This is a genomic window from Sphingomonas sp. 10B4 (assembly GCF_035019905.1).
Lineage (GTDB): Bacteria > Pseudomonadota > Alphaproteobacteria > Sphingomonadales > Sphingomonadaceae > Sphingomonas > Sphingomonas glacialis.
In genome coordinates, this window is the sequence record NZ_JASJVC010000021.1 from 30,256 (window position 1) to 56,243 (window position 25,988).

The following is a 25,988-nucleotide window of genomic DNA, read 5'->3' on the forward strand; positions in this document are numbered from 1 at the left end:
GACGGGATCAGCGGGCCGGCAGCCCCGCCACGAAGCGGTCGAGGTCGGCGGCGCTCTGGTCGGGGTGTTCCTCCATCGGCACGTGCCCGACCCCGGGATAGACGATCAGTCTGCTCGTCGGGATATGGCTATGCAGCCATTCGCCGGACGAGAGCGGGATCAGATGATCGAGCGCGCCCCACAGGATGAGCACTGGCATTTTCAGCGCGGCAAGCTGCGCCGGTGTCGCCATGTCGGGCGGCAGCGCAAAGCGGTCGAGCGTCGCGACGCGGTTGCCGGGATAGCGCAGCAGCTCCCAATAGCGATCGATCATCGCCGCATCGACGCGGCGCGGATCGCCGAATACCTGGGGCAGGCTGTCGGCGATCAGGCTGCGTGGGGTGATGACTGCGGCGATGTTGCGCAGGATCGGGATCCGCGCGATGCGGAAGGCGAGCGGGGCGTCGTGCGATCCGCCCGGTTCGGGCTGGCCGACCGAATCGACCAGGACGAGCGCGCGGACATGCTCGGGATGCGCCAGCGCGTAATGCCACGCGACCCCGCCGCCCATCGAATTGCCGACGACCACCATCCGATCGACCGCGAGCCGCGCGCGGATCCGCTCGACGACATCGACATATGCGGCGGGGCGATAGTCGTGGGTCGGGCTCGCGCCGGTCAGGCCGTGGCCGGGCAAATCCATGCGGATGAGGCGATAGCGCGTTTGGAGTCGCTGCGCCCACGGTTCCCAGGTGTGGAGCGAGGCGTTCGAGCCGTGGACCAGCAGGAGCACCGGCGCATCGCGCGGGCCGGTATCGCGCAGATGGACGCGCAGGCCCCCGCCGAGATCGACGAACTGCGACGGCGGCGCGCCGTATTTGGCGCGCATCGCGCGCGGATCGGTCTCGGGGCTGCGAAAGGAGAGGAAGGTGATGAACAGCGACGCGAAGATCGCTGCCGCGATTGCAGTGAGAATTCGTGTGCGCACCGATTTCCCCTTGTCACCCCCGACGCCGTGACGTGGCGCCGATCACCGCATCATTACGGGTTCGCAAGGAATAACAAGGGGAAAGGGGATCAGGCGTCCTGGCGCGCGAGCCATTCCTCGAGCCACTTGATCGTATAGTCACCCTTCTGGAAGTCGGGGTCCTCGATCAAGGCCTGGTGGAGCGGGATCGTCGTCGTCGGGCCGTCGATGACGAACTCCTCGAGCGCACGGCGCAACCGGCGGATCGCCCCGGCGCGCGTGGTGCCGTAGACGATCAGCTTGGCGATCATCGAATCGTAGTAAGGCGGCACGCGGTAGCCGGCATAGAGCCCGCTATCGACGCGGACGTTCATCCCGCCCGGCGCGTGATACGCCTTCACCAGCCCCGGCGACGGCGCGAAGGTGCGTGGGTCCTCGGCGTTGATGCGGCATTCGATCGCATGGCCGCGGAACTGAACGTCTTCCTGGCGGAGCGTCAGGCCATGCCCTTCGGCGATGCGGATCTGTTCGCGCACCAGGTCGAGCCCGGTGATCGCCTCGGTGACGGGATGTTCGACCTGGAGGCGCGTGTTCATTTCGATGAAATAGAACTCGCCATTTTCCCACAGGAATTCGATCGTCCCGGCGCCGCGATAGCCCATGTCGGCCATCGCTTTTGCACAGACGCCGCCCATGCGTGCACGATCTTCTTCGCCGAGCACGGGGGAGGGGGCCTCTTCGAGCACCTTCTGGTGGCGGCGCTGGAGCGAGCAATCGCGCTCGCCCAAGTGGATCGCATTGCCTTCGCCGTCGCCGAACACCTGGAATTCGATGTGGCGCGGGTTGCCGAGATATTTCTCGAGATAGACCGTCGCATCGCCGAACGCGGCTTTCGCCTCGCTGCCGGCCTGCTGCATCAGCGTTTCGAGCTGGTCCTCGGAGGTGCAGACCTTCATCCCGCGACCCCCGCCGCCCGACGCGGCCTTGATGATCACCGGATAGCCGGCCTGCGCCGCGATTTCCTTGGCTTCGGCGAGATCGCTGATCGGACCCGCAGAGCCTGGAACGAGCGGCAGGCCGAGCGCGCCGGCGGTGCGCTTGGCCTCGATCTTGTCGCCCATCGTGCGGATATGCTCGGGCTTGGGGCCCACGAAGATGATGTTGTGGGCTTCGATGATCTCGGCGAACTTGGCGTTCTCCGAGAGGAAACCATAGCCCGGGTGGATGGCGTCGGCGCCCGAGATTTCGGCGGCCGAGATGATGTTGGGGATGTTGAGATAGCTCTCGGTCGCGCTCGGCGGCCCGATGCAGATCGCCTGGTCGGCGAGGCGCACGTGCATCGCATCGGCGTCGGCGGTCGAATGTACCGCGACGGTCTGGATGCCCATTTCGTGGCAAGCGCGGTGGATCCGCAGCGCGATCTCGCCGCGGTTCGCGATGAGGAGCTTCTTGATCTCGGCCACGTGCTTACTCGACCACCACGAGCGGCTGGTCGAATTCGACCGGCTGGCCGCTCGTCACCAGCACCGCGGTAACACGGCCCGCGCTCGGCGCGAGGATCGGGTTCATCACCTTCATCGCCTCGACGATCAGCAGCGTGTCGCCAGCGGCAACGCTGTCGCCGACGCTGACGAAGGTCTTCGCCTCGGGGTTGGGCGAGAGATAGGCCGTGCCGACCATCGGCGATTTGACCGCGTTGAGCGCAGCCGCTGGCGATGCGACGATCTCTGCCGGCGCGCTTGCCGCAGCGGGGGCGGAGGCAACGGGGGCCGGGGCATATTGCACGGCGCTCGCGACAGCTGCCGCCTTGCGCGCGATGCGAATCTTGCGCCCGCCATCTTCGACTTCGATCTCGGTCAGCTGCGTGTCATCGAGCAGCTGCGCGAGCTGACGCACCAGATCGACGTCGATCCGCATTGCATCCGTGTTCGTATCTTCGGCCATACGACCCTTATCTCCCTTGTTACGGCGCGTCCTGTCAGAGACGCGCGGCGGCTTCAAGCGCCAGCATATAGGAAAATGCGCCGAAACCGCAGATCGTCCCGTGCGCTACGGGGGAGATACGGCTGATGTGGCGAAAGGCTTCGCGCGCGTGCGGGTTCGAGAGATGGACCTCGATCACTGGCGTGCGGATCGCCTTGATCGCATCATAGAGCGCGATCGAGGTGTGCGTATAGGCGCCGGCGTTGAGCAGCACCGCCTTGGCGGGGAGCGCCTGTGCCTCGTGCAGCCAGTCGATCAGATGCCCCTCATGGTTCGACTGGCGCAGGTCGATTGAAAGGCCGAGCTCGCGCGAGCGGTCCTCTAGCTGGCCGGCGATGTCGTCGAGCGTTTCGTGGCCGTAGATCTCGGGCTCGCGGGTGCCGAGCAGGTTGAGGTTGGGACCGTTGAGGACGAAGATCGTTTCGGGCATCGCGCGGGACTTCCGTTTGCGGGCGGTTGAATGCTGCCAGGCCTCGGCCTAGTTGAGCAGACCCATAGCCCGTTCGCCCCAAGCTTGTCGAAGGGCTGTTCGTCCCGGCCGGGACGGACAGGGTTTCGCCAAGCTCAGCCCGAACGGGGAACGAACGTGCCGCATACCGATGGAACCGTCAGCATCCAGGTCAATGGCGAGCATCGCCGCGTGCGCAGCGGGCTGAGCCTCGCCGAGCTGGCGCAGGATCTGGGGCTGATGCCCGAGAAGGTCGCGATCGAACGCAATCTCGAGGTCGTACCGCGCTCGACGCTTGGCGAAGTGCTGGTCGAGGATGGCGACGAGCTCGAGATCGTGCATTTCGTCGGCGGGGGGGATCATGCCGCCGCAGTCGATGCCGACACCTGGAGCGTCGCGGGGCGTACCTTCCGCTCGCGGCTGATCGTCGGCACGGGCAAGTACAAGGATTTCGCGCAGAACGCCGCCGCGCTCGAGGCGTCGGGCGCCGAGATCGTCACCGTCGCGGTGCGCCGCGTCAACGTGTCGGACCGCAACGCACCGATGCTGACCGACTTTATCGATCCCAAGAAAGTCACCTATCTGCCCAATACTGCGGGCTGCTTCGATGCCGAATCGGCGATCCGCACGCTGCGGCTCGCGCGCGAGGCGGGCGGCTGGGACCTGGTGAAGCTCGAAGTGCTGGGGGAAGCGCGCACGCTCTATCCCGACATGGTCGAGACGTTGCGCGCGACCGAGATCCTCGCCAAGGAAGGCTTCCTGCCGATGGTCTATTGTGTCGACGATCCGATCGCCGCGAAGCGGCTTGAGGATGTCGGTGCGGTCGCGATCATGCCGCTCGGCGCGCCGATCGGATCGGGGCTGGGGATCCAGAACCGCGTCACGATCCGGCTGATCGTCGAGGGCGCGAAGGTGCCGGTGCTGGTCGATGCCGGGGTCGGCACCGCGTCCGAGGCGGCGCAGGCGATGGAGCTTGGCTGCGACGGCGTGCTGATGAACACCGCCATCGCCGAGGCGAAGGATCCGGTGATGATGGCGGCGGCGATGAAAGCCGGGGTCGAGGCGGGGCGCCTCGCTTATCGTGCCGGGCGGATGGGGCGGCGGATGTATGCCGATCCGTCGAGCCCGCTCGCCGGTCTCATCTGAGCGGAATCAGCCATAGTATGAAACATAAGTTATGGAACCAGCGCGAGACTAATCCGTTTAAACTTCGGGACTAGCCGATGTCGACCCGCGACATCGAACACCGAAAGGATAGTATCATGGGCGAATTCGTCGACAAGGTCAAAGGCAACGTCAATGAAGCCATTGGCAAGGTGAAGCAGCACAGCGATAATCCCGAGACGAAGGCCGAAGGCGCCGCGCAGGAAGCCAAGGGCAAGGCCCAGCAGGCTGCCGGCACCGTCAAGGGCGCGCTCGGCGACGACATCTGATCTTCGGATCATTTGCGTAACGCGTACCGAAAGGCCGCTCCGATTACGGAGCGGCCTTTTTGGTGTTTGCCGCCATTGCAGTCAGCGTCGTTCCGGCGGTGATCGCTTCGATGTCGGTCTTGAGATGGAGCAGGCGCACGCCGGTCTCGCCCATCGCGCGGGCGAGCGCCGTGGCAAACGCCGCGGTCGTCTCGACCGTCTCGGCCCAGCAGCCGTAGGCGCGGCCGAGCGCGGCGAAATCGGGATTGTGCAATCGCGTGCCAGTGACGCGGCCGGGATATTCGCGCTCCTGGTGCATGCGGATCGTGCCGTAGCCGCTATTGTCGATTACCAGCACGAGCATGTCGGCGCCATGCGCGACCGCAGTGGCGAGTTCCTGACCGTTCATCAGGAAACAGCCATCGCCCGCGAGCGCGACGACGGTGCGGTCGGGATGGCGGAGCGCAGCGGCGGTCGCGGCGGGGACGCCGTAGCCCATCGCGCCTGCGGTCGGCGCAAGTTGCGTGCCGGGCCCGGCGTAGCGCCAGTAGCGATGCCACCAGCCGCTGTAATTGCCAGCGCCGTTGCAGATGATGCTGTCGGCGGGGAGGTGCTCGCGCATCGCCGCGACGCAGGGGCCGAGGTCGAGTGCAACGCCTGCGCGCGCGGCGGGGGTCGACCAGGCGAGATACGCAGCGTGCGCGTCGGCGCCTGAGTCGAGCCTCGGCATGTCGATCGCAAGCAGCGCATCGGCGAAGCTCGTCATGTCGGCACAAATCGCCAGATCGGCGCGGTAGGTCTGGCCGAGTTCGTTCGGATCGGGATGGATATGGACGATCCGCTGGCCGGGATGGTCGGGCGTGATCAGCGTATAGCCATCGGTCGTCGCCTCGCCGAGCCGGGGCCCGGCGACGATCAGCAGGTCTGCTTCGCGAATCCGCGCGACGAGCGCGGGATTGGGGCCGTACCCGAGATTGCCCGCCCATACGGGCGATTCGTTGGCGATCGCATCCTGGCGGCGGAAGGCCGAAGCGACGGGGACGCCCGATCGCTCCGCCCAGGCGGCGAAATCGCGCGCGGCGGCTGGCGTCCAACCCGCGCCGCCGATGATCGCGAGCGGACGCTCGGCCGCGCCGAGCAGGGCTGCGAGGTCACACATCTGGACAGGATCGCATGCCTGGACGACGCGCTCGACGCGTGGGCGATCGAGCGCTGCGACGTCGTCGAGCAGCATGTCCTCGGGCAGCGCGAGCACGACCGGCCCGGGCCGCCCCGACATCGCGACGTTCCACGCGCGCGCGACATATTCGGGGATGCGCCGCGCATCGTCGATCTTCGCCGCCCATTTGGCGATCGGCCCGAACATCGCGGGAAAGTCGATCTCCTGAAACGCCTCGCGATCCTTCGTCCCGCGATCGACGTCGCCGATGAACAGCACCATCGGCTGCGAATCCTGCATCGCGACATGGACGCCGATCGAGGCATTGGTCGCGCCGGGCCCGCGCGTGACGAAGGCGACGCCGGGCCGCCCGGTCAGCGCACCGTCGGCGCACGCCATGAAGCCGACGCCGCCTTCCTGCCGGCACACCACCAGGTCGATCTGTGGCGTGTCGTGGAGCGCGTCGAGCACCGCGAGGAAGCTCTCGCCGGGGACGGTGAAGATTCGATCGACCCCTTGCGCGACGAGTTGATCGACAAGGATGCGCCCGCCGGTGCGGGGGGAGGGGGAGGTGGTCATCGCCATTTTGTAGCGGGGCCGCGGCGGCTTGGGTAGGTCTCGAGGGCCGCAAGTGGCGTGGGAAACGTCGCGTTCCCCGGCGGAGGCCAGGGCCCAGGTGCGATGGCGGTGAGGGGGACCGTCGCGCTCCCGATCGGCGACGCCGCGACTAGGCCCCGGCCTTCGCCGGGGAACGATGTGCAGCGAGCGGACGGCTTTCTGTCGAAAAAGCTTACAGCTGCAACCTTGCGGCTATCGGCGTTAACTAGTTGAAACCGCGAGAAACCGGGATTTCTGAAAACTGGCACGCGCGGTGCAATACTCTGTGTACGCCGAGCGGTAATCGCTTCAGCAGGGCGGGCCAGCGCTACAGAGCGCGGCCCGCCCGACCCGGCATCCTCACTTCTCGGTCGAAACGCCCTGTTCTTCGAGCAATGCGGCGAGCTCGCCGCTTTCGTACATCTCCATCATGATGTCCGAACCGCCGACGAATTCGCCCTTCACATAGAGCTGCGGGATCGTCGGCCAGTCGGAGAATTGCTTGATCCCCTGGCGGACGCCCTGGTCCTGCAGCACGTCGACGCTGCCGAACTCGGCGCCGAGATGGTTGAGGATCGCGACCGCCCGGCTCGAAAAGCCGCACTGCGGGAAGAGCGGGCTGCCCTTCATGAACAGGACGACGTCGTCCTTCTGGACGAGTTCGGCGATGCGGATCTGGTCTGGATCGGTGCTCATAGGTTTACTCCTGGACTGGTACGGCGGTGGTCAACTGGAGCGCGTGGAGCACGCCTCCCATCTTGTCACCGAGCGCGGCGTAGACGGCGCGCTGTTGCTTGAGGCGGGGCAGCCCTCGGAAACTTTCCGACACGACGCGGGCGGCCCAATGGTTGTTGTCGCCCGCAAGATCGGTCATCTCGACCTGCGCGTCGGGGATTCCCGCGACGATCAGCGAGACGATCTCATCGGCGGCCATCGGCATTATTGCGACCCCATCAACTGGCGACGCGCCTCGACGGTCTTTTCCTCGATCGCGCGGCGAATCGCCGGCTCGTCGATCTCGACACCTGCGGCGGTCAAGTCGCTGACGAGCTTGCGGATTACGTCCTCGTCGCCGGCTTCCTCGAAATCGGCCTGCACCACGGCGGTGGCATAGGCGTCCGATTCTTCCTTGGTCAGCTTCATCTGCGTCGCGGCCCATTGCCCGAGCAACCGGTTTCGGCGCGCCACGATCCGGAAGGCAACTTCTTCGTCGCGGGCATATTTGGTTTCGAAAGCGCGCTCGCGATCGTCGAAAGTGGTCATGGTCGGTCCCCTTGGGCCTGTCGAAATAGCGCCTTCGAGATAAGCGTGCTGCAGGGCATGCGCAACGCCCGCCGCGCGGCTTCGCATCGAAAGCAACTTTGTCGCATCTGAATCGCTTGCTTGGTCGTAGCCGGGACAGCCCGCATCGGTTTAAACGCAATCGATCGCTTCACTGTCCAAAGCCGGGATTTCGACCATCAATGGCCACATTGCCCGACCGATCCTCTCCGCAAGACCTGGCGCCGTCGTTGCCCGAGGCGCACCGCACGCTCAAGGTATGGGCGACGGGCGATGCGCGGCGTTCGGGCTGGCGGCAATGGCTGGGCTTTGCCGGGCCGGGGTTCCTGGTCTCGGTCGGCTATATGGACCCGGGCAATTGGGGGACCGATCTCGCTGGCGGAAGCCAGTTCGGCTACAGTCTGCTGTGGGTCATCCTCGCGTCGAACCTGATGGCGATCTTCCTGCAGATCCTCTGCGCGCGGCTCGGGATCGTGACGGGGCGCGACCTCGCGCAGTCGTGCCACGATTATTATCCGCGGCCCGTCGCGGTGGCGCTGTGGCTGCTGTGCGAGATCGCGATCATCGCCTGCGATCTGGCCGAGGTGGTCGGCTCGGCGGTGGCGCTCAACTTGCTGCTCGGGCTGCCGCTGGTGTGGGGCGTGCTCGTCACCGGGCTCGACGTGCTGCTGTTGCTGCTGCTCATCAACCTCGGCTTCCGCAAGATCGAGGCGGTGGTGATGGCGCTGATCGCGACGATCGCGTTGTGCTTCGTCTACACGATCTTTCTCGCCAAGCCCGACTGGAGCGCGGTGGCCTTGGGGGCGGTGACGCCGGCGATTCCGAATACCGCTGCGTTGCTGGTGGCGCTCGGCATCCTCGGCGCGACCGTGATGCCGCATAACCTCTATCTGCACAGCTCGATCGTCCAGACGCGCGCGTTCGGGCGCACGCCGCGCGACGTCAAGGCGGCCTTGTGGTTCAACACGCTCGATACCGTGCTCGCGCTGGGGGCGGCGTTCTTCGTCAATGCAGCGATCCTGGTGCTGGCGGCGGCGGTGTTCTGGCGCTCGGGGATCGTGGTGGATGATCTGCGGCAGGCGTTCGAGTTGCTGCGCCCGGCCTTGGGCGGTGTGGCGGCGACGGCGTTTGCGCTGGCGCTGCTCGCCTCGGGGCAGTCGAGCACGATTACGGGCACGCTTGCCGGGCAGATCGTGATGGAGGGCTTCCTCCGGATCCGTATTGCGCCGTGGATCCGCCGGCTGGTGACGCGCGGGATCGCGATCGTGCCGGCGCTAGTGGTGATTTCGGCGAGTGGCGGCAAGGATACCGTCGCGCTGCTCGTGGTGTCGCAAGTCGTGCTGTCGATGCAGCTGCCGTTCGCGATCTTCCCGCTGATGATGGTGACGAGCAGCCGCGCGCGGATGGGGGACTATGCCAATCCGGCATGGGTGAAGGTCGTCGGGTATGCGATTTGCAGCGTGATCGCGGCGCTCAACGTCTATCTGCTGTGGCAGACGATCGGGCCGGTGTGGGTTGGGGTAATGGCGGCGGTGGTTGTGGTGTTCGCGTTGTATGTCTGGATTTCCGAGCGCCGGGCTGCGGCGGAACGCGTAGCCAGTTCGTAAGCCGCTTTCGCGTCTTCGCGTCTCAAAGAAGGCTGGTTCACGCGAAGGCGCGAAGACACGAAGAGCGACGCCTCTGCGTCCTCCGCGCCTCTGCGCGCAAAAAAGAAGATGGTTCGCGCAGAGGCGCAGAGGACGCGGAGCAGAAGAAGAGAAAGTTGCATGGCATGGGGCCGACGCTCCCTCCGTCGTCACACCGGGCTTGTCCCGGGGTCCACCGTGCCGCACCCGCTGCCGATGAGGCGTATGGGGGACGGTCGACCCCGGCACAGGGCCGGGGTGACGGAAGGGGGCCTCAGTCCGCTACCTTGACCACCAGCTTCCCGATCGCGGCCCGCGCCGCCATCTTGGCGATCGCCTTGCCGCCATCCTCGAATGCGAAGGTCTCGGTGACGCGCGGGGCGATCTTGCCGTCCTGCCACAGCTGGAAGAGCCGCGCGATGTGTGCGGCGTTGGCCTTGGGATCGCGTGCGGCGAAGGCGCCCCAGAAGACGCCGCAGACGTCGCAGCTTTTGAGCAGCGTCAGGTTGAGCGGGAGCTTGGGGATGCCGGCGGGGAAGCCGACGACGAGGTAGCGCCCCTCCCAGCCGATCGAGCGCAGCGCGGGCTCGGCATAGTCGCCACCGACCGGATCGTAGATCACGTCGTAGCCGGCCTTGCCGCCGAGCGCCTTGAACTGCTCGGCCAGCGCCTTGGACTGGTCCTTGTCGAACGGCGCGCGGGCGTAGATCAGCGTCTCGTCGGCACCCGCATCGCGGGCGGCCTGCGCCTTTTCCTCGGACGACACCGCCGCGACGACGCGCGCGCCGAACGCCTTGCCGAGTTCGATCGCCGCAAGACCGACGCCGCCCGCCGCGCCGAGCACGAGCAGGCTCTGGCCTTCGGCAAGATGGCCCCGGTCGAGCAAGGCGTGGATCGTGGTGGCATAGGTGAGCAGCAGCGCCGCACCCTCGGCGAAATCGCGCTCGGGCGGGAGCGGGTAGAGCGATCCGGCCGGCACCGCGACCTTCTCGACCAGACCGCCATGCCCGGTCATGCCGATGACGCGGTCGCCGACGGTCCAGCCGGTGACGCCTTCGCCGATGCTTTCGATCACGCCGGCGATCTCGCCGCCCGGTGCGAACGGGCGCTGCGGCTTGAACTGGTATTTGTCTTCGATGATCAGCACGTCGGGATAGTTGATCGCGCACGCCTTGACCGCGACCACGACTTGGCCCGCAGCGGCCACCGGATCGGGCAGCTCGTCGAGACCTAGAGTTTCAGGTCCGCCCGCCGCTTTCGACAGAAGTGCTCGCATGTGCCCGGTCTCCGCTCATCCACGGCCGGTGTTCTTTTACCCCGGCTTCGTATTTCGAAATCTGGGTATCTCTTGCCAGCGTAAGACCGATCTCGTCCAGCCCTTCCATCAGGCACTGGCGACGAAACGCGTCGAGTTCGAAGTCGAAGCGATCCTGATACGGGGTGGTGACCGTCATCGTCTCGAGATCGACGGTGATCGGCTGGTCTTGCGCGACCTCGATCAAGCGGTCGATCGCGTCCTGCGGCAGCACGACCGCGACGATCCCGTTCTTGAAGGCGTTGCCCGAAAAGATGTCGGAAAAGCTCGGCGCGAGGACGGCGCGGATGCCCATGTCGGCAAGCGCCCAGGCGGCATGCTCGCGGCTCGACCCGCAGCCGAAATTGTCGCCCGCGATCAGCATCGGCGATCCGGCATAGCGCGGATCGTCGAAGATGTTGCCGGGGACCGCGCGCACCGTTTCGAACGCGCCCTTGCCGAGCCCCTCGCGGGTGATCGTCTTGAGCCAGTGCGCGGGGATGATGACGTCGGTATCGACGTTCTTCTGGCCCCAGGGATAGGCCTTGCCCGAAACCTGCGTCACTGGCTGCATGCGTTAGCGTCCGGTTGATGTCGGCGTGGTCGCCGCATTGGTCTTGGCGGTGGCGACATAGGCGGCCATCCCGCTGAGAATGGTGCCCATCACGAGCAGAACCAGAACGCGCTTCATACAATGCCCCTCAAGAACTCGTAACCAGGTTACGAACATCGCTCAGTCTTCCCGTGACGGCGGCCGCAGCCGCCATCGCGGGTGAAACCAGATGCGTGCGCGCACCCGGTCCTTGTCGTCCTACGAAATTGCGGTTCGAAGTGGAAGCGCAGCGTTGCCCCGGCGGCACTTTGTCGGGGTTCATCGCCAGGCACATCGAGCATCCCGGCTCGCGCCATTCGAACCCGGCGGCGAGGAAGATGCGGTCGAGCCCCTCTGACTCTGCCTGCGCCTTGACCAGCCCCGAACCGGGCACGACGAGCGCGGTGACGCCATCGGCGACGTGACGCCCGTCGGCGACCTTCGCGGCGGCGCGGAGGTCCTCGATGCGGCTGTTTGTGCAGCTGCCGATGAAGACGTAATCGACGCCGACGTCCTGCATCGCGGTGCCCGCAGCGAGGCCCATATAGGCGAGCGACTTGCGCGCGGCGTCGCGCTTGGCGGGATCGGCGAAGCTGTCGGGATCGGGGACGACGCCGGTGATCGGCACGACGTCCTCGGGCGAGGTGCCCCAGGTCAGCAGCGGGGCAATCTCGGCGGCGTCGATCGTGACGACCGCGTCGTACACCGCGCCGGGGTCGCTTGGCAGCGTGCGCCAATAGGCAAGCGCCTCGTCCCAATCGGCATCTTTGGGCGCCATCGGGCGGCCTTTCAAATAGGCGAAGGTCGTCTCGTCGGGCGCGACGAGGCCGGCGCGCGCGCCCGCTTCGATCGACATGTTGGCGATCGTCAGGCGGCCCTCGATCGACATCTCGCGGATCGTCGAGCCGGTATATTCGAGGACATAGCCCGTCCCGCCGGCGGCACCGAGCTTGCCGATGATCGCGAGCGCAACGTCCTTGGCGGACACGCCGAAGCCGAGCCTGCCGTCGACGCGGACTTCCATCGTCTTCGACTGGCCGAGCAGCAGCGTTTGCGTGGCGAGGACGTGCTCGACCTCGCTCGTGCCGATGCCGAACGCCAGCGCGCCGAGTGCGCCGTGCGCCGAGGTGTGGCTGTCGCCGCAGACGAGCGTCGTGCCGGGGAGGGTGAAGCCTTGCTCGGGGCCGACGACATGGACGATGCCCTGCGCCGGCGCGAGCGCGTCGATATAATCGATGCCGAAATCGGCGGTGTTGCGGGTCAGCGCGTCGAGCTGCGCCGCGCTTTCGGGATCGGCGATCGGCAGCGGACGCCCCCCCGCGTCGCGGCGCGCGGTGGTCGGCAAGTTATGGTCGGGCACCGCGAGCGTGAGGTCGGGGCGGCGGACGGTGCGGCCGTTCGCGCGGAGGCCGGAGAAAGCCTGCGGGCTGGTCACTTCGTGGACGAGGTGACGGTCGATATAGATCAGGCAGGTGCCGTCGTCGCGCTGTTCGACGACGTGGTCGGCCCAGATTTTTTCGTACAAGGTGCGGGGGTGGTTCGCCATAAGGCGCTCGCCCTAGCCGAAAGATGCGCCGAGGCAAAGCTTTGGATGCCGGAAGTTGCGCCGCGCGCAAGGCGGCGACTGCGCGTACCCGTCGGTACGCGCAGCCCCGCTCCCTCACTTTGCAGTGATAAAGGGGTCCCAATTGACGTAATAGGAGATCGGGCGGAGCTGGCCGACCGTCACCTTGATCTGGATCTGATAGGTCTGGTGGCCGACATTCATCGCCTGGCCGATCCAATAGGCGCCGACCGGTTCGGTACCGATCGGCGGTTGCTGCTGTGGATAGCCTTGCGAGCCGAACACCGACCCCTGCGACACGGTGAAACCGGTGATGATCACGGTATCGCCGCTGCCCGGATTGATCGGCACGGTGTTGAAGCCGATCAGCGAGCCGACCGGGACGACGGTCGACAGCTCCATCTGGCCTTCGTTGGTGCTGCCGTTCGAGACCTGATTGTCCATCATATAGACGCCGTGGCTGATGTTCTGGCCCTGCTGCGAGGCGACATAGGCGGTGTCGACCGCGATGGTAATGAAAGCCTGGGGCTGCAGCACCGCCGTCTGCACCAGCACGAGGTTGGATGCGCTCATCATTGTGACGATTCCTTTGCGATTTCGAGAAGATCGGACCGGGCGCGCGTCGCGCGCCTATTTCACCGCCATCGACGGGTCGAAATTGATCGTGATGCCCGCGCTGCCCGGCTGCTTCTGGGCGTTGATCGTGACTTGGTAAGCATCCTGACCGGTCGCCTGGACCTGGCCGACAAAGGCGCCGGTGCCGTCGGCTTGCGGCTGGCCGCCCGCGCCCCAGATGTTGGCGTTGCCGATCGCGGTGAGCGTCGGGACGACCGTGCTGGTCGCATCGATGTTGTAGACGTTCCATTGGATCGTCGAGCCATTGGTCACCTGCGTCAGCAGGTTGGGCGTGCCTTCGTTGGTGCTGCCCGCGCCGACGCGGTTGTCGACGGCATAGACGCCCCTGGTAGAGCCATTCTGGATCGCGTTGATATCGACCCAGATCTGGATGAACACGGTTGCTGAGCTTGCCACTCCACTCTCCTTCGCTGCGTGATGGGGAACGCGGTGCGCGGCAGCGTCGGGGAAATCGGGTCCGATCGCTGTCGCGCAGGGCTTAGCCGACGCAGGAGGGGCGCGCAGGCGATGTTGGCTCCGAAACGACCCGAACCACGGGCGCGCGCGCGGGCGGCGGCGGGCGGTCCTGGATATTTCCGCTGCACAACGGATGCGATTGTTCGCAAAGGCCAGTCGCGCGCGTGCGCGGCTCAGCGCGCGGGCATCGTCCGGTTCAGGAAGGCGACGCTGTCGGCGAGCACCGGCGCCTTGCCGCGGAACGGCACCGACAGCGCCATCGCGACATTCTCGTGGTTGATGCCGGGATAGTTGCGGAACTCGACTGCGCCGCCCTGTGCTGTCAGCGCAGCCGACAGATGGATCGCGTTGCGCGGGCGGACCTCGGTATCCTCGGTCGAGGTGACGAGCAGCATCGGCGCGGCGTCACCGCGCGCGAAGTGGATCGGCTGCGTCATCAGCGGGTCCTTCGCGCCCTGCATCGCGTCGATCGAGCGCTTCTTGTCGAACGGGTAGAAATCGTACGGGCCCGACAGGCCGACCGCGGCCTTGATGATCCTGGGGTCGACTTGCTCGGCCGCGAGCCAGCGCGGGTCGAGCGTCAGCATCGCGACGGTATAGGCGCCCGCCGAATGGCCGGCGACGCCGATGCGGGTCGGGTCGCCGCCATATTCGGCGATATGGTCGCGCGTCCATTTGACCGCCTGCGCACCGTCCTGGAGCATCGCGGGGAAGCGGATCTGCGGGACCTTGCGGTAATCGGGGACCACCACGACGAAGCCGTTTCGCGCAAAGGCGCGCGCGGCGAAGGCGTAGCCCTGGCGCGTGCCGGCGACCCAGCCGCCGCCGTACCAGAAGATCAGCACCGGGCGCCTGGTCACCGGGCCGGCGGGGCGCCACACGTCGAGCGTCTGGCCTTCGCTCCCGAAGGGGATCGCGGTGCCGGCGCGTTCGGTGCCCGAGCCGCCGCCCATCGCCGCGTCGAGCAAGCTGAGCTGGCCGGGCGGCGAGACGAGCGCGTAAAGCGCTCCTCCGGCGACGACAAGGAGCAGCACGATTCCCGCCAGCGCCCAGCGGATCATGCGCGATGATCTGCGGTGATCGTACCCGCTGCGGCGAGCTCGGCCTCATGCGCCGCCTCGCGCCAGCTTTCGGTGAGCGCGGCGCTTTCCCATTCGCGCATTGCCGGATGCTCCAGGATGCGCGCGACCCACGCCGCACCGGGGGCGCCGACATCGAGACCATAGGTGCGCACGCGGAAGGCGACCGGCGCGAAAAAGGCATCGACCGCGCTGAACGTCGGGCCGGCAAGCCACGGCCCGCCGAAGCGATCGAGCCCCTCGGCCCACAGCTCGGCCAGCCGCGCGATCTCACGGGCGAGCGCCGGGATCGGGGCGGGGGGGCTCACCCGAACACCGACGTTCATCGTATAGGCGTTGCGCACCGCGCCGAACCCGCCGTGCATTTCGGCGGTGGCACACTGCGCCCAGCCGCGCGCGGCTGCGTCGTCCGGCCAGACGTCGGGGTGCCGCTCGGCGAGATAGAGGACAATCCCGAGCGAATCCCACACGGTGCGGTCGCCGTCGAGCAGCACCGGCACCTGCCCGGTCGGCGAAAACGCCCGGAAGGCGTCGTAATTGACCGCTTGCGTGAAAGGCTCGAGCCGATCCTCGAACGGAATCTCGAGCGCGCGCAGCAGCAGCCACGGCCGCAGCGACCAGCTCGAATAATTCCGGTTCGCGGTGATCAGCGTGTAGCCCATCGCCTTACACCGCGTACTGCGCGGTGGTCTTGGCGGCGATCTCGTCGGCGGTCACGCCCGGCGCCATCTCGATCAGCTTGAACGGCGACTGGTGGTCGGGCCGCTGGAACACCGCGAGATCGGTGATGACCATGTCGACGACGTTCTTGCCGGTCAGCGGCAGCGTGCAGGCCGGGATGAACTTGGGGTCGCCGTTCTTCGAGCTGTGCTCCATCACGACGATGATCTTCTTGACGCCGGCGACGAGATCCATCGCGCCGCCCATGCCCTTGATCATCTTGCCCGGGATCATCCAGTTGGCGATGTCGCCATTCTCGGCGACTTCCATCGCGCCGAGCACGGTCAAGTCGATATGCCCGCCGCGGATCATCGCGAAGCTCTGGTCCGAGCCGAAATAGGCCGATTGCGGCAGCTCGCTGATCGTTTGCTTGCCGGCGTTGATCAGGTCGGCGTCTTCCTCGCCCGCGAGCGGGAAGGGGCCGATGCCGAGCATGCCATTCTCCGACTGGAGCGTGACGGTGACGCCCGCGGGGATATGGTTGGCGACGAGCGTCGGGATGCCGATGCCGAGGTTGACGTAGAAGCCGTCCTGCAATTCGCGCGCGGCGCGGGCTGCCATTTCGTCACGAGTCCAGGCCATTATTTCTCTCCAGATGCAGGGGGCGACCAGCGCTTGTCGGCGGGGAAGACGTCGTCGATCCCCCCTTTCAACGCGGTGCCGTAAACGGGGTTGGGCAGGACGAACCAGAAGCGGCCCCACATGCCGTGGATGGCGGGCGACGATGCCACCGCGCGCCGCTGCTGCGGGGTGCCGGTGAACAGGTCGGAGAAGTCGCCGAGCTGGTCGCCGCCCATCGCCACGACGCAATAACGCGCGGCAATCGCCTGGCGGCGGGTGTCCTTGCCCGAGCCGCTGCCGAGATCGCCCTTCAGCCACAGCGTGTCGCCGTGTTTGGCGGTGCCGAGGCCGGCGTGGGCGATCGCCTGCTCGGTGAAGCTGGCGGTCGCGGCGGAGCGGTTGGTGTTGAAGACGACCGTCACGCCCATGCGGCGGAGTTCGGTGACCGCGCCGATCGCGCCGGGGACGGCCTCGACGCGGTCGACGCCGGCTTGCTCCCATTGCTGCCACAGCGCTGCGTCGTAGGGGCGCCCGGGGTGCCGCGCGTCGTCATATTCGAAGCCGAGGTTGAGCAGCAGCGTCTCGTCGACGTCGAACACGACCGCGCGGGGGCGGTCGCCGCAGGGGATGGTAGCAGGCTGGTCGAGCGTGGCGCCGGGCTGGAGGACCGCCGAGGTGCGGTCGGTCATCGCCTTGGGATCGGCCTTCTCGCTCGCGATGCGGCGGCGGACGGCGTCGACCAGGACGTTGTAGGCCTGGTGGTCGAGCGCGGCGGCTTCGCCCGAGCCGTAGAGGAATTGCATGCCGGGGGGGATGGTGGGGGCGGCTGATACAGGCGCGACGGGTGCCTGTGGCACGGTCGTACACGCGGACAGCATCAACGCGAGCGCTGCCGCTATCCCCCTCCCGCTTGCGGGAGGGGTTAGGGGAGGGAATGACCTGGAAGCTTGGGCGACGCCCGAGACAGGCCCTCCCCCAGCCCCTCCCGCAAGCGGGAGGGGGGAAGAAGAAGCGAGGTGGTTCACGCCGCCTCGCGGACGGTGCGGAATTCGATGCGCTTGTCGTATGGGCTGCCGATGATCATCCGCTTCACATAGATTCCCGGCAGATGGATGCAGTCGGGATCAAACGACCCCACCGGGACGATCTCCTCGACCTCGGCGACGCAGATCTTGCCCGCGGTCGCCATCGGCGCATTGAAGTTGCGCGCGGTCTTGCGGAAGATGAGGTTGCCGCTCTCGTCGGCTTTCCAGCCCTTGATGATCGACAGATCGGCGCGGATGCCGCGTTCGAGGATGAACTCTTCCCCGTCGAACACCTTCACTTCCTTGCCCTCGGCGACGAGCGTGCCGACGCCGGTCTTGGTGTAGAAGCCGGGGATGCCAGCACCACCCGCGCGGCAGCGCTCGGCGAGCGTGCCCTGCGGGCAGAATTCGACCTCGAGCTCGCCCGAGAGATACTGCCGCTCGAATTCCTTGTTCTCGCCGACGTAAGAACTGATCATCTTCTTGACCTGGCGCGTGCGGAGCAGCTTGCCGAGGCCTTCGCCGTCGATCCCGGCATTGTTGCTGGCGATCGTCAGGTCCTTGGTGCCCGCGTCGCGGATCGCGTCGATCAGCCGATCGGGGATCCCGCACAGCCCGAACCCGCCGGCGCAGATCGTCATGCCATCATGGAGCAACCCGTCGAGCGCTGCTGCCGCATCGGGATAGAGTTTCTTCATGATGCATCGACTCCTTGTTTTGGAGCGCGATAGGCGGGGCCGCGGCATCGATCAATAAGGGGGGATCAATATGCCAGGCGCAACCCCGGCCGCGGCCATTCCATGCTCACGAGTTGCCCGGTGCCCGACAGCGTGATGTAGGCGGTGCGCATATCGGGTCCGCCCCAGCAGATGTTGGTGGTGAACGGATCGGGCGTGGCGACGAAATCGACGAGTTCGCCCGCAGGCGAGATGACCGAAATTCCGCTCTCGCCGATCGTCGCGACGCAGATATTGCCGCATTCCTCGACCCCGAGCGAATCGAAGAATTTGTAGCCTGCGGGGCGATAGAGCGGGATGCCGGGGCCGCCGAGGCCGGCGGTGAGATCGACCTCGCCCGGCGCGGTGATGTCGAACGCCATCAGCCGGCAGGTATAGGTCTCGGCGGCGTAGAGCCGCTTGCCGTCGGGCGAGAGGCCGATGCCGTTGGGGTTCTCGCTCGGGAAGATGACCTCGGCGAGATGGCGGCCGTCGGCGTGCGAATAGAAGATGCCGGTGACGTCACGCTCCCGCTCGCGCGTCTTGCCGTGGTCGGTGAACCAGAAGCCGCCGGCATCGTCGAACACGATGTCGTTGGGGCCGCGCAGGCTGCAGTGGAAGTCGCCGTCCTTGTAGAGCACCTCGACCTCGCCGGTCTCGATGTCGATCCGCTCGATCCGCCCGCCCGAATAGTCTTCGGGCTGGCCGTGCGGGACGAGCAGCCCGCTCGGGGTTTCGACATAGTGGAAGCCGCCATTGTTGCAGCAATAGAGCTTGCCGTCGGGCCCCAGCGCCAGGCCATTGGGGCCGCCGCCGGGTTCGGCCACGGTCGTCTTGGTGCCGTCGGGATGCACGCGCGTGATGCGGCCGGCTTCGATCTCGACGAGGATGACGCTGCCGTCGGGCATCGCCACGGGCCCCTCGGGAAAGCGCAGGCCGGTCGCCAGGGTGGTGAAAGTCATCGCTCCGCTCCTGTTTTTTGGGGCAGCCTATCCCTCCTGCCGGGGCGAGCAAGCAGGCACTTGACTACAGACGTAATCGATACGATTACATCCGTAGTCATTACGGAGAGCGACTCGTGGCCGAACGCATCAGCGATGCCGAACATGCAGTGATGGAAGTGTTGTGGGACGAGAGTCCGCTGACCGCACAAGACGTGGCCGAGCGCATTCCCGATACGCGCGAGTGGAGTGCCAACACCGTCAAGACCTTGCTCGGGCGTCTGCTCGCCAAGAGCATCATCGCGCATGAACAGGATGGCCGACGCTATCTGTATCGTCCGCTCGTGAAGCGGGAAGACTATGTCGCGGGCGAATCTCGCAAGTTGATGGATCGGCTGTTCGGTGGCAGACTGAGCCCGCTCGTCGCGCACCTCGCCGATCGCGATGCGCTCACCGCACAGGATATCGCCGAGATCGAAGCACTGCTCAAGGAGCTCAAGGCATGACCGACTGGATCTCGCCAAGCTGGCTGATCGAAGCGCTGATCGGATCGAGCGTATTGATGGTCGCGGTGTTGCTGTTGCGGCGCCCGGTGCGCAAGGCGTTCGGCGCCGATGTCGCCTATGCGCTGTGGCTGCTCCCGGTGCTGCGGTTGGCGCTGCCGCCGCTGCCGAGCGCGTGGCATGACGCGGCGGTCGCGCCGGTGCTGCACGCCACCGAGCAGATGAGCGTGCTGTTCGCCGAGCCCGTCGCCGCCGCGACCGCGGCGTCGGCGCCGGCGCAGGAATGGCTCGTACCCGTGCTCGCCTCACTGTGGATCGCGGGGGCGGGGGCGTTCGTCGCGTGGCATGCGCTGGCGCATCACCGCTTCTGCCGGCGGATGCTCGACCAGGCCGCGAGCAGCGAAGAGCATGGCGGCGTGTACGTGATCGAAACCGGCGCCGCGAGCGGTCCGCTCGCCTTCGGGGTGTGGCGCCGCTACGTCGCCTTCCCGCACGATTTCGCCGAGCGCTTCGAAGCCGAGGAGCGCGATCTCGCGCTCGCGCACGAGCTTGGCCATCATGCGCGGGGCGATCTGATCGCCAATTGGGTCGCGCTGGTCGTGCTCGGGCTTCACTGGTTCAATCCGATCGCCTGGCGTGCCTTCCGCGCGTTCCGCGCCGACCAGGAAATCGCCAACGACGCGCGTGTGCTCGCCGGCATGAACCCGATGCGCCGCCACACTTATGCCTGCGCGATCCTCAAGGCGGCGCATCCGAGCTTCCTCGGCGGCACGGTGTCGGCGACCTGCCATCTGCACACGATCGACGATCTGAAAGGAAGGTTGAAGATGTTGACCACGACCAGGACGTCGCGCACCCGGCTGCTGGCGGGCGCCGGGATGCTGACGTTGCTCGCCGCGGGTGGGCTTGGCCTCACCGCCTCGGGCACCGCCGCCGCCGCCAAGGTGCGCAGCACCGTCGAGGCAGCCACGGGGGTCGATCTCGCGAGCCTCGACCAAGCGGTGGCCGCCCCGCCGCCGGCCGCCGCCGTCCCTGCGGCCCCGTCTGTCCCGGCCGCGCCACGCCCGGCACCGCGAATGCGCGAACACGTCGAGGCCTCGGACATGCCCGGCCCGGGCCTTCCTCCCGCGCCCGAGCCGCCACTCCCGCCGTCGGACGTCGCCGATGCGGTTCCGCCCGCGCCGCCTGCACCGCCGATGCCCGCGACCGGCAAGTCCGGCCCGGGCATGACGACGACGATGGTCACGGTGACCAAGGACGGCAAACGGGTCGTCCGCTATGGCCGCTACGTAAAGCTCAACCGTGATGGCAGCGCGACGCTGGTCGGGGAGATCGGGGCGATGCCGCCGATCCCTGCGATGCTTGCGAGGCCTGCGATCGGATCGATGCCGCCCATCCCGCCGATGCCGCAAGTCTCCTCGCGGAATTGCGGTCCGCGCGGCAAGGACGGAACGATGGTGATCAAGGAGCGCAGCGCGATCCGGCAGCGCATCATCATCTGCACCGATTGGATTGCTGCCGCGGCCGCCAAGGGCGCTGCGATGGCTGCGAACAGCAAGGACATGGAGCGCAACGCGTACAGCCATGCGCTCGACGGGCTTAACCGCTCGCGCGCGCACGTCATGGCGTCAGCGGCAATGACTGCCGCGCAGCGCAAGGAAGCGCTCGCCGGTATCGATACCGCGATCGCCGAACTCGAAGCGGATCTCGCGCACGCCCGATAAGACCTGGCGGGAATGGCTGGGCATGAGCTCCGACGGGTCGCGCCCTTGCCTTCGCCGGCGCGACCCGCCATTTCGATGCGATGAGCGAGCAAATCCCCGGCGTGCCCGAGCAGCTCGAGCCTCTCGTCGCCCGCCTGCTCGCGCCCAATCCGTCGCCTTTCACGCACACCGGCACGCAAGTGCATCTGGTCGGGACGACCGATCTCGCGGTGATCGACCCGGGACCCGACGACCCAACGCATATCGACGCGATCGTCCGTGCGATCGCCGGGCGGCCGGTCCGCGCGATCGTCATCACGCACACGCACCGCGACCACAGCCCGGGCTCGCGCCCGCTTGCCGCCGCGATCGGCGCGCCGATCGTCGGCTGTGCGCCGCTCGCGCTTGATGACGCAGGGATCCGCGCCGATGCGGCGTTCGACCGCGGCTATGCGCCCGACCGCGTGCTCGCCGAGGGGGACAGCGTATGCGGGGAGGGGTGGACGCTGACCGCGCTTGCGACGCCGGGGCACACTTCGAACCATCTCGCCTATGTCCTGCCCGAGGCGCAGGACGGCGCGGGGGCGCTGTTCAGCGGCGATCATGTGATGGGCTGGTCGACCAGCATCGTCTCGCCCCCCGACGGCAACATGACCGCGTATATGGCGAGTCTTGAGAAGCTGCTCCCGCGCACCGAGCGTCGCTATTATCCCGCGCACGGCGACCCGATCGAGAACCCCCAGCGCCTCGTTCGCGGGATGTTGGGGCACCGCAAACAACGCGAGGGGCAGATCCTGCGCAGCTTGCGCGACGCGCCCGCCGCGATCGGCGAGATGGTCGCGCGCATGTATGTCGGGATCGATCCGCGGCTGTTCCCCGCCGCCGAGCGATCGGTGCTCGCGCATCTGATCGACTTGCGCGACCGCGACCGCGTCGCCGAGCAGGGCGGGATCTGGAGCCTAACGTCATGACCTTCATCGGCAAATTCGCCGCGGCGCTCGCGCTGATTGCGCTGTTCATCCTCGGGCTGGTGTGGGGCATCGGCGCGCTGGTCGAGCACAAGCTCGCCGGCCCCGACCCGGTGACGATCGCGAGCGGCTCGCTCGAGGGCTTACGCGAACAGAACCGGCTTTCGGCCTTCGCCGCGCGCTTCGTCGCGGTGTCGACCTCGACGCAATCGCAATTCGGGCTGCAGGCGAAGAAGACGCTGATCATGCCCGGACTCGTCGAATATCATGTCGACATGGGCCGCCTCAGCAAGCGCGACGTGACGTGGGACGCCAAGACGCGGACGCTCGGCGTCGTGCTGCCGCCGGTCGAGGCATCGGCGCCGCAGATCGACCTGACGCAGATCCGCGAATATGGCGAGGGCGGCATCCTTGCGACGATTACCGATGCCGACGCGCGGCTCGAAAAGGCCAACCGTGCCGCGGGGCAGCGCGAGCTGGTGCGCCAGGCCAACGGCGCGGTGCCGATCCGGCTCGCGCGCGACGCCACGCGCCGTGCGGTCGAGCGCAGCTTCGCGCTGCCGCTGCGCGCCGCGGGGCTCGATGCGAGCGTCAAGGTGCGCTTCGCCGACGAAGCCAAGGACGACAGCGAAGTGTGGGATACGACCAAGTCGATCGCCGAGGTTCTCGCCAACCGCTCCTGATGGATGTTGGTGCCTTAGGCCCGATACACCCGCTGGTGCGACGTGTCTTGGCCGCTCGACTGTGGTAAGACGCGCCCACGAGTCGGTTTCATCGGGGGGTGGGCATGGCAACTATCGCAGCGCCGGATACGATCGTGCGAAGCGACGATCGTTTCTTTCTCGTTACGTCCTACCTCATGGCGTTGGTCGTCTTTGCGGGCTTTTCCTTTGCGCTGGCGAGCGGTCGGTCGAGCTTCGCCTCGCCGCCGATCGTCCATGCCCATGCGCTCGTCTTCATGGGTTGGGTGGTGTTGTACGTCGCGCAGAACAGTTTGGTGTCGAGCGGCGCGATTGCGCTGCATCGGGGGCTGGGCTGGATCGGCGCGGGTTGGGTCGTCGCGATGGTGGTGCTCGGAACGCTCGTCACGACGCGGCTGGTGCAGCTCGGGCGCGTGCCGCCCGTTTTCCTGCCGGCGCAGTTCCTCGTGTTCGATCCGGTGCTGATCCTGACCTTCGCCGGGCTGACCGCCGCGGCGATCGTGCTGCGGCGATCGACGCAGTGGCATCGCCGGCTGCATTATTGCGGGATGGCGCTGCTGCTCGGGCCCGCGTTCGGCCGCCTGCTGCCGCTGCCGTTGCTCATTCCGTATGCCTATGAGGTCGATTTCCTCGCGGTCCTGATCTTCCCGCTGATCGGCATCGCCGCCGACATCCGCCGCTCGGGCAGCGTCCATCCGGCGTGGTGGTGGGGGCTCGGGGCGATCATTGGGTCGACGGTGCTGGTCGAGCTGATCACCTTCAGCCCGCTCGGCGCGGCGTTCTACGCGGCGGTCGTCGCTGGAACGCCCGGCGCGGCGGTCTCGGGCTATGCTTTCCCGCCATTCCCGGGAATGCCTTGATCCCGCGCGCGCGTGCGTCCATTTGACGACCTCCACGACGAGGAAATGACTATGGACGCGCGCAACGGGATCGGCGGGAGCCTGACGGGATTGGATCTGCGCGCCGAGATCGACCGGCTGCGGACCGAGCGCAACGCCGTCATCCTCGCGCATTATTACCAGAAGCCCGAGATTCAGGACCTCGCCGATTTCGTCGGCGACAGCCTCGATCTTTCGAAAAAGGCCGCGGCGACCGACGCCGATGTCATCGCCTTTTGCGGCGTGCGCTTCATGGCCGAGACCGCCAAGATCCTCAGCCCCGACAAGATCGTCGTGCTGCCCGACATGAACGCGGGCTGCAGCCTCGAGGATTCGTGCCCGCCCGACAAATTCGCGGCGTTCCGTGCGGCGCATCCCGATCACATCGCGCTGACCTATATCAACTGCTCGACCGAGGTGAAGGCGCTCAGCGACGTCATCGTGACGAGCTCGTCGGCCGAGAAGATCCTCAGCCAAATCCCGCTCGACCAGAAGATCATCTTTGGCCCCGACAAGAATCTCGGCGGCTATCTCGCGCGCAAGACGGGGCGCGAGATGCTGCTGTGGCCGGGCGTGTGCATCGTCCACGAGGCGTTCAGCGAGACCGAGCTGCTCAAGCTCCAGCTGCAATATCCCGGCGCGCCGGTAGCCGCGCATCCCGAATGCCCGCCGTACATCCTCGATCATGCCGATTATGTCGGGTCGACCAGCGGGATCCTCGCCTTCGCCGACACGATGCCCGGCGACACGCTGATCGTCGCGACCGAGCCGCACATCATCCACCAGATGCAGAAGGCCGCGCCGCTCAAGAATTTCATCGGCGCGCCCGGCGCCGACGGCAATTGCAACTGCAACATCTGCCCGTACATGGCGCTCAACACGCTGGAAAAGCTCTACGTCGCGCTGCGCGACCTGACGCCACGCGTCGAGATCGAGGAAGGGCTCCGGCTGCGCGCCAAGAAGAGCCTCAACGCGATGCTGGCGATGGCGAGCGGGACGGTGGGGATGGGCGATCTTGGCCCATTACGTGTGTCCGGCGACTGATTGAGTTTATGGAAGCACCCCCGATGCTATGCGAAACCATCGGGATGCAGCGCTATTTCTTTCATGTCCTGAACCAGACCTCGTACGTTCGCGACGAGGTCGGTGCCGAGCTGGCGTCGCTCACGCTTGCGCGCGCGCGGGCGTCAGACGCGGCGGGGGAAATCCTGACCTCGGAACTGCGCGAGGGAAAGACCGACATCGTCTTCGACGTGCACGTCGAGGATGACGAAGGCGCGCGCTTCCTGACGGTCCACATCGTCGCGACCGTCGAGGCTGGAGCGCCGCCGCACTGACGCGCCGGCTTCGGTTATGACGAGAGGTGCAGATAGCGCGGGTTGAAATCGCTCGCATCGCGCAGTGCGTCCCAGTTCAGGATCTTGATCTGGCGCCGGTCGCGCGAAATGAGGCCGCGCTGCGTCAGCGCGCGCAGCACGCGATTGACGTGCACCGGGGTGAGGCCGACGGCGTCGCCGAGCTGCTCCTGGGTCATCGGCAAATCGTAGTGTCGCTCGTTCGCGCCGGTGGTGATGTGGAGCCTGACCGCCAGTTCGCACAGCAAATGCCCGACTCGACTGTGCGCGTCACGCCGCCCGACATTGACGATCCATTCGCGAGAGATCGACGCGCTGATCAATGCTTCGGTCCACAAGGCCGTGCCGATCGCCGGACGCGTCAGCGCGAGCTTGCGCAGCGCGGCCGAGTCGATCTCGGCAACGCTGCCGCGTGTCAGAGCCTGGACGTTATGATCAGACTCGCTGAGGAAGAGATGCTGCAAATCTATGAAATGCCCTGGTATCTCGATCGACACGATTTGGCGGGCACCCTCGGTCGTCAATTTCTGGCGATAGCAGAAACCCGACAGCAGGAATGTGCAGCGCGGGGTCGGCGCGCCCTCGCGCACGAGATAGCTCGAGGTTTCGACCTCGCGTCGCGTGTACGCCAGGGCGCGCATCGCGCTACGGTCGTCATCGGTCAGGGTCGCGCGCGATTCGAGTCGGGTGACGATCGTCTCGAGAACAGGATCGAAATGCATTGGCCCTCCGCCGGGGCGGGAGCGTAAGCATCTCACAGTCGCCTAGCCCGGATTATTCATGAGTCTTCGTACCAGGGCTTTGCCGACCCGGCTTTGCGGTTTGACGACCGCGGCGGGCGGCAG

At 66.7% G+C, this 25,988-nt stretch carries 30 protein-coding genes; 10 read left to right on the plus strand and 20 right to left on the minus strand.

Annotated features, from left to right (window positions below):
- Window positions 1–7: 7 nt before the first annotated feature.
- The 4 genes from QN347_RS08590 to aroQ form a co-directional block, all read right to left on the minus strand.
- Window positions 8–967, minus strand: a complete 960-nt coding sequence (locus QN347_RS08590; RefSeq protein WP_322163483.1) for an alpha/beta hydrolase — start codon at window positions 965–967, stop codon at window positions 8–10.
- An 89-nt stretch (window positions 968–1,056) separates the two neighbouring features.
- Window positions 1,057–2,409: an acetyl-CoA carboxylase biotin carboxylase subunit gene (accC, locus tag QN347_RS08595; protein WP_322163484.1), complete on the minus strand. Its 1,353-nt coding sequence runs from the start codon at window positions 2,407–2,409 to the stop codon at window positions 1,057–1,059.
- Between the two features lie 4 nt (window positions 2,410–2,413).
- Window positions 2,414–2,890: an acetyl-CoA carboxylase biotin carboxyl carrier protein gene (gene accB / locus QN347_RS08600; RefSeq protein ID WP_133188714.1), complete on the minus strand. Its 477-nt coding sequence runs from the start codon at window positions 2,888–2,890 to the stop codon at window positions 2,414–2,416.
- Window positions 2,891–2,924: 34 nt separating this feature from the next.
- The gene (aroQ, locus tag QN347_RS08605; RefSeq protein ID WP_133188712.1) at window positions 2,925–3,359 is read right to left on the minus strand and encodes a type II 3-dehydroquinate dehydratase; all 435 of its coding nucleotides are present in this window, start codon (window positions 3,357–3,359) and stop codon (window positions 2,925–2,927) included.
- 156 nt (window positions 3,360–3,515) lie between these two features.
- Here aroQ and thiS point away from each other — a divergent pair, with 156 nt between their 5' ends.
- Window positions 3,516–4,523 carry a sulfur carrier protein ThiS gene (gene thiS, locus QN347_RS08610; protein ID WP_322163486.1) on the plus strand — a complete coding sequence of 336 codons (1,008 nt, stop codon included), beginning with the start codon at window positions 3,516–3,518 and terminating at the stop codon, window positions 4,521–4,523.
- A 116-nt stretch (window positions 4,524–4,639) separates the two neighbouring features.
- Window positions 4,640–4,810 (plus strand): CsbD family protein, encoded by a 171-nt coding sequence (locus tag QN347_RS08615; protein ID WP_133188708.1) that lies wholly within the window; start codon window positions 4,640–4,642, stop codon window positions 4,808–4,810.
- A 43-nt stretch (window positions 4,811–4,853) separates the two neighbouring features.
- On the opposite strand, the gene QN347_RS08620 is transcribed toward QN347_RS08615, so the two are convergent.
- From QN347_RS08620 to QN347_RS08635, 4 genes are all read right to left on the minus strand, one after another.
- Entirely contained in the window at window positions 4,854–6,527 is a 1,674-nt protein-coding gene (locus QN347_RS08620) for a thiamine pyrophosphate-binding protein (RefSeq protein ID WP_322164195.1), read from the minus strand.
- A gap of 378 nt (window positions 6,528–6,905) precedes the next feature.
- Window positions 6,906–7,241, minus strand: coding sequence for a Grx4 family monothiol glutaredoxin (gene grxD, locus QN347_RS08625; RefSeq protein WP_133188704.1), 336 nt, complete (start codon window positions 7,239–7,241; stop codon window positions 6,906–6,908).
- Window positions 7,242–7,245: 4 nt separating this feature from the next.
- On the minus strand, window positions 7,246–7,485 hold the full coding sequence (locus tag QN347_RS08630; protein WP_133188702.1) for a BolA/IbaG family iron-sulfur metabolism protein: 240 nt from the start codon (window positions 7,483–7,485) through the stop codon (window positions 7,246–7,248).
- Window positions 7,485–7,808 (minus strand): DUF1476 domain-containing protein, encoded by a 324-nt coding sequence (locus QN347_RS08635; RefSeq protein WP_189674911.1) that lies wholly within the window; start codon window positions 7,806–7,808, stop codon window positions 7,485–7,487. Before QN347_RS08635 ends, QN347_RS08630 begins: the two co-directional genes overlap by 1 nt.
- Before the next feature lie 200 nt (window positions 7,809–8,008).
- On the opposite strand from QN347_RS08635, the gene QN347_RS08640 reads away from it, so the two are divergent.
- Window positions 8,009–9,433 (plus strand): Nramp family divalent metal transporter, encoded by a 1,425-nt coding sequence (locus QN347_RS08640; protein WP_322163490.1) that lies wholly within the window; start codon window positions 8,009–8,011, stop codon window positions 9,431–9,433.
- 292 nt (window positions 9,434–9,725) lie between these two features.
- On the opposite strand, the gene QN347_RS08645 is transcribed toward QN347_RS08640, so the two are convergent.
- The 11 genes from QN347_RS08645 to QN347_RS08695 all read right to left on the minus strand — a co-directional run bounded on the left by QN347_RS08645 (window position 9,726) and on the right by QN347_RS08695 (window position 19,056).
- Window positions 9,726–10,727, minus strand: coding sequence for an NADPH:quinone oxidoreductase family protein (locus QN347_RS08645; protein ID WP_322163492.1), 1,002 nt, complete (start codon window positions 10,725–10,727; stop codon window positions 9,726–9,728).
- A complete protein-coding gene (leuD, locus tag QN347_RS08650) occupies window positions 10,690–11,319 on the minus strand; it encodes a 3-isopropylmalate dehydratase small subunit (protein WP_322163494.1) in 630 nt (209 codons plus the stop codon). The genes QN347_RS08645 and leuD overlap by 38 nt, the downstream gene beginning before the upstream one ends.
- A gap of 127 nt (window positions 11,320–11,446) precedes the next feature.
- Window positions 11,447–12,883, minus strand: a complete 1,437-nt coding sequence (gene leuC / locus QN347_RS08655) for a 3-isopropylmalate dehydratase large subunit (RefSeq protein WP_322163495.1) — start codon at window positions 12,881–12,883, stop codon at window positions 11,447–11,449.
- Between the two features lie 114 nt (window positions 12,884–12,997).
- The gene (locus QN347_RS08660; protein ID WP_322163497.1) at window positions 12,998–13,474 is read right to left on the minus strand and encodes an AidA/PixA family protein; all 477 of its coding nucleotides are present in this window, start codon (window positions 13,472–13,474) and stop codon (window positions 12,998–13,000) included.
- A gap of 57 nt (window positions 13,475–13,531) precedes the next feature.
- On the minus strand, window positions 13,532–13,933 hold the full coding sequence (locus QN347_RS08665) for a hypothetical protein (RefSeq protein WP_133188688.1): 402 nt from the start codon (window positions 13,931–13,933) through the stop codon (window positions 13,532–13,534).
- Between the two features lie 233 nt (window positions 13,934–14,166).
- Window positions 14,167–15,054, minus strand: a complete 888-nt coding sequence (locus tag QN347_RS08670; RefSeq protein ID WP_322163499.1) for an alpha/beta hydrolase — start codon at window positions 15,052–15,054, stop codon at window positions 14,167–14,169.
- A complete protein-coding gene (locus tag QN347_RS08675) occupies window positions 15,051–15,734 on the minus strand; it encodes a glutathione S-transferase family protein (protein WP_322163501.1) in 684 nt (227 codons plus the stop codon). The genes QN347_RS08670 and QN347_RS08675 overlap by 4 nt, the downstream gene beginning before the upstream one ends.
- A gap of 4 nt (window positions 15,735–15,738) precedes the next feature.
- The gene (locus QN347_RS08680; protein ID WP_133188684.1) at window positions 15,739–16,374 is read right to left on the minus strand and encodes a 3-oxoacid CoA-transferase subunit B; all 636 of its coding nucleotides are present in this window, start codon (window positions 16,372–16,374) and stop codon (window positions 15,739–15,741) included.
- On the minus strand, window positions 16,374–17,231 hold the full coding sequence (locus QN347_RS08685; RefSeq protein WP_416350862.1) for a 5'-nucleotidase, lipoprotein e(P4) family: 858 nt from the start codon (window positions 17,229–17,231) through the stop codon (window positions 16,374–16,376). The genes QN347_RS08680 and QN347_RS08685 overlap by 1 nt, the downstream gene beginning before the upstream one ends.
- A 143-nt stretch (window positions 17,232–17,374) precedes the next feature.
- Window positions 17,375–18,076 carry a CoA transferase subunit A gene (locus QN347_RS08690; protein WP_322163506.1) on the minus strand — a complete coding sequence of 234 codons (702 nt, stop codon included), beginning with the start codon at window positions 18,074–18,076 and terminating at the stop codon, window positions 17,375–17,377.
- 65 nt (window positions 18,077–18,141) lie between these two features.
- Window positions 18,142–19,056: an SMP-30/gluconolactonase/LRE family protein gene (locus QN347_RS08695; protein WP_189674903.1), complete on the minus strand. Its 915-nt coding sequence runs from the start codon at window positions 19,054–19,056 to the stop codon at window positions 18,142–18,144.
- A 116-nt stretch (window positions 19,057–19,172) separates the two neighbouring features.
- Here QN347_RS08695 and QN347_RS08700 point away from each other — a divergent pair, with 116 nt between their 5' ends.
- The 7 genes from QN347_RS08700 (at window position 19,173) to QN347_RS08730 (ending at window position 25,125) form a co-directional block, all read left to right on the plus strand.
- Window positions 19,173–19,541 carry a BlaI/MecI/CopY family transcriptional regulator gene (locus QN347_RS08700; protein ID WP_133188676.1) on the plus strand — a complete coding sequence of 123 codons (369 nt, stop codon included), beginning with the start codon at window positions 19,173–19,175 and terminating at the stop codon, window positions 19,539–19,541.
- Window positions 19,538–21,262, plus strand: coding sequence for a M56 family metallopeptidase (locus QN347_RS08705; RefSeq protein WP_322163508.1), 1,725 nt, complete (start codon window positions 19,538–19,540; stop codon window positions 21,260–21,262). Before QN347_RS08700 ends, QN347_RS08705 begins: the two co-directional genes overlap by 4 nt.
- A gap of 80 nt (window positions 21,263–21,342) precedes the next feature.
- Entirely contained in the window at window positions 21,343–22,212 is an 870-nt protein-coding gene (locus QN347_RS08710; RefSeq protein WP_322163510.1) for an MBL fold metallo-hydrolase, read from the plus strand.
- Complete coding sequence (locus QN347_RS08715) at window positions 22,209–22,892, plus strand: DUF4230 domain-containing protein (RefSeq protein WP_322163512.1); 684 nt, start codon at window positions 22,209–22,211, stop codon at window positions 22,890–22,892. The genes QN347_RS08710 and QN347_RS08715 overlap by 4 nt, the downstream gene beginning before the upstream one ends.
- Before the next feature lie 104 nt (window positions 22,893–22,996).
- Window positions 22,997–23,770 (plus strand): hypothetical protein, encoded by a 774-nt coding sequence (locus QN347_RS08720; protein ID WP_322163514.1) that lies wholly within the window; start codon window positions 22,997–22,999, stop codon window positions 23,768–23,770.
- A gap of 51 nt (window positions 23,771–23,821) precedes the next feature.
- Window positions 23,822–24,832 carry a quinolinate synthase NadA gene (nadA, locus tag QN347_RS08725; RefSeq protein ID WP_322163516.1) on the plus strand — a complete coding sequence of 337 codons (1,011 nt, stop codon included), beginning with the start codon at window positions 23,822–23,824 and terminating at the stop codon, window positions 24,830–24,832.
- Window positions 24,833–24,876: 44 nt separating this feature from the next.
- Window positions 24,877–25,125: a DUF6894 family protein gene (locus QN347_RS08730; protein WP_322163518.1), complete on the plus strand. Its 249-nt coding sequence runs from the start codon at window positions 24,877–24,879 to the stop codon at window positions 25,123–25,125.
- 14 nt (window positions 25,126–25,139) lie between these two features.
- Here the strand turns inward: QN347_RS08730 and QN347_RS08735 are convergent, their stop codons facing one another.
- Window positions 25,140–25,865 carry a Crp/Fnr family transcriptional regulator gene (locus QN347_RS08735; RefSeq protein ID WP_322163520.1) on the minus strand — a complete coding sequence of 242 codons (726 nt, stop codon included), beginning with the start codon at window positions 25,863–25,865 and terminating at the stop codon, window positions 25,140–25,142.
- Between the last annotated feature and the right edge of the window lie 123 nt (window positions 25,866–25,988).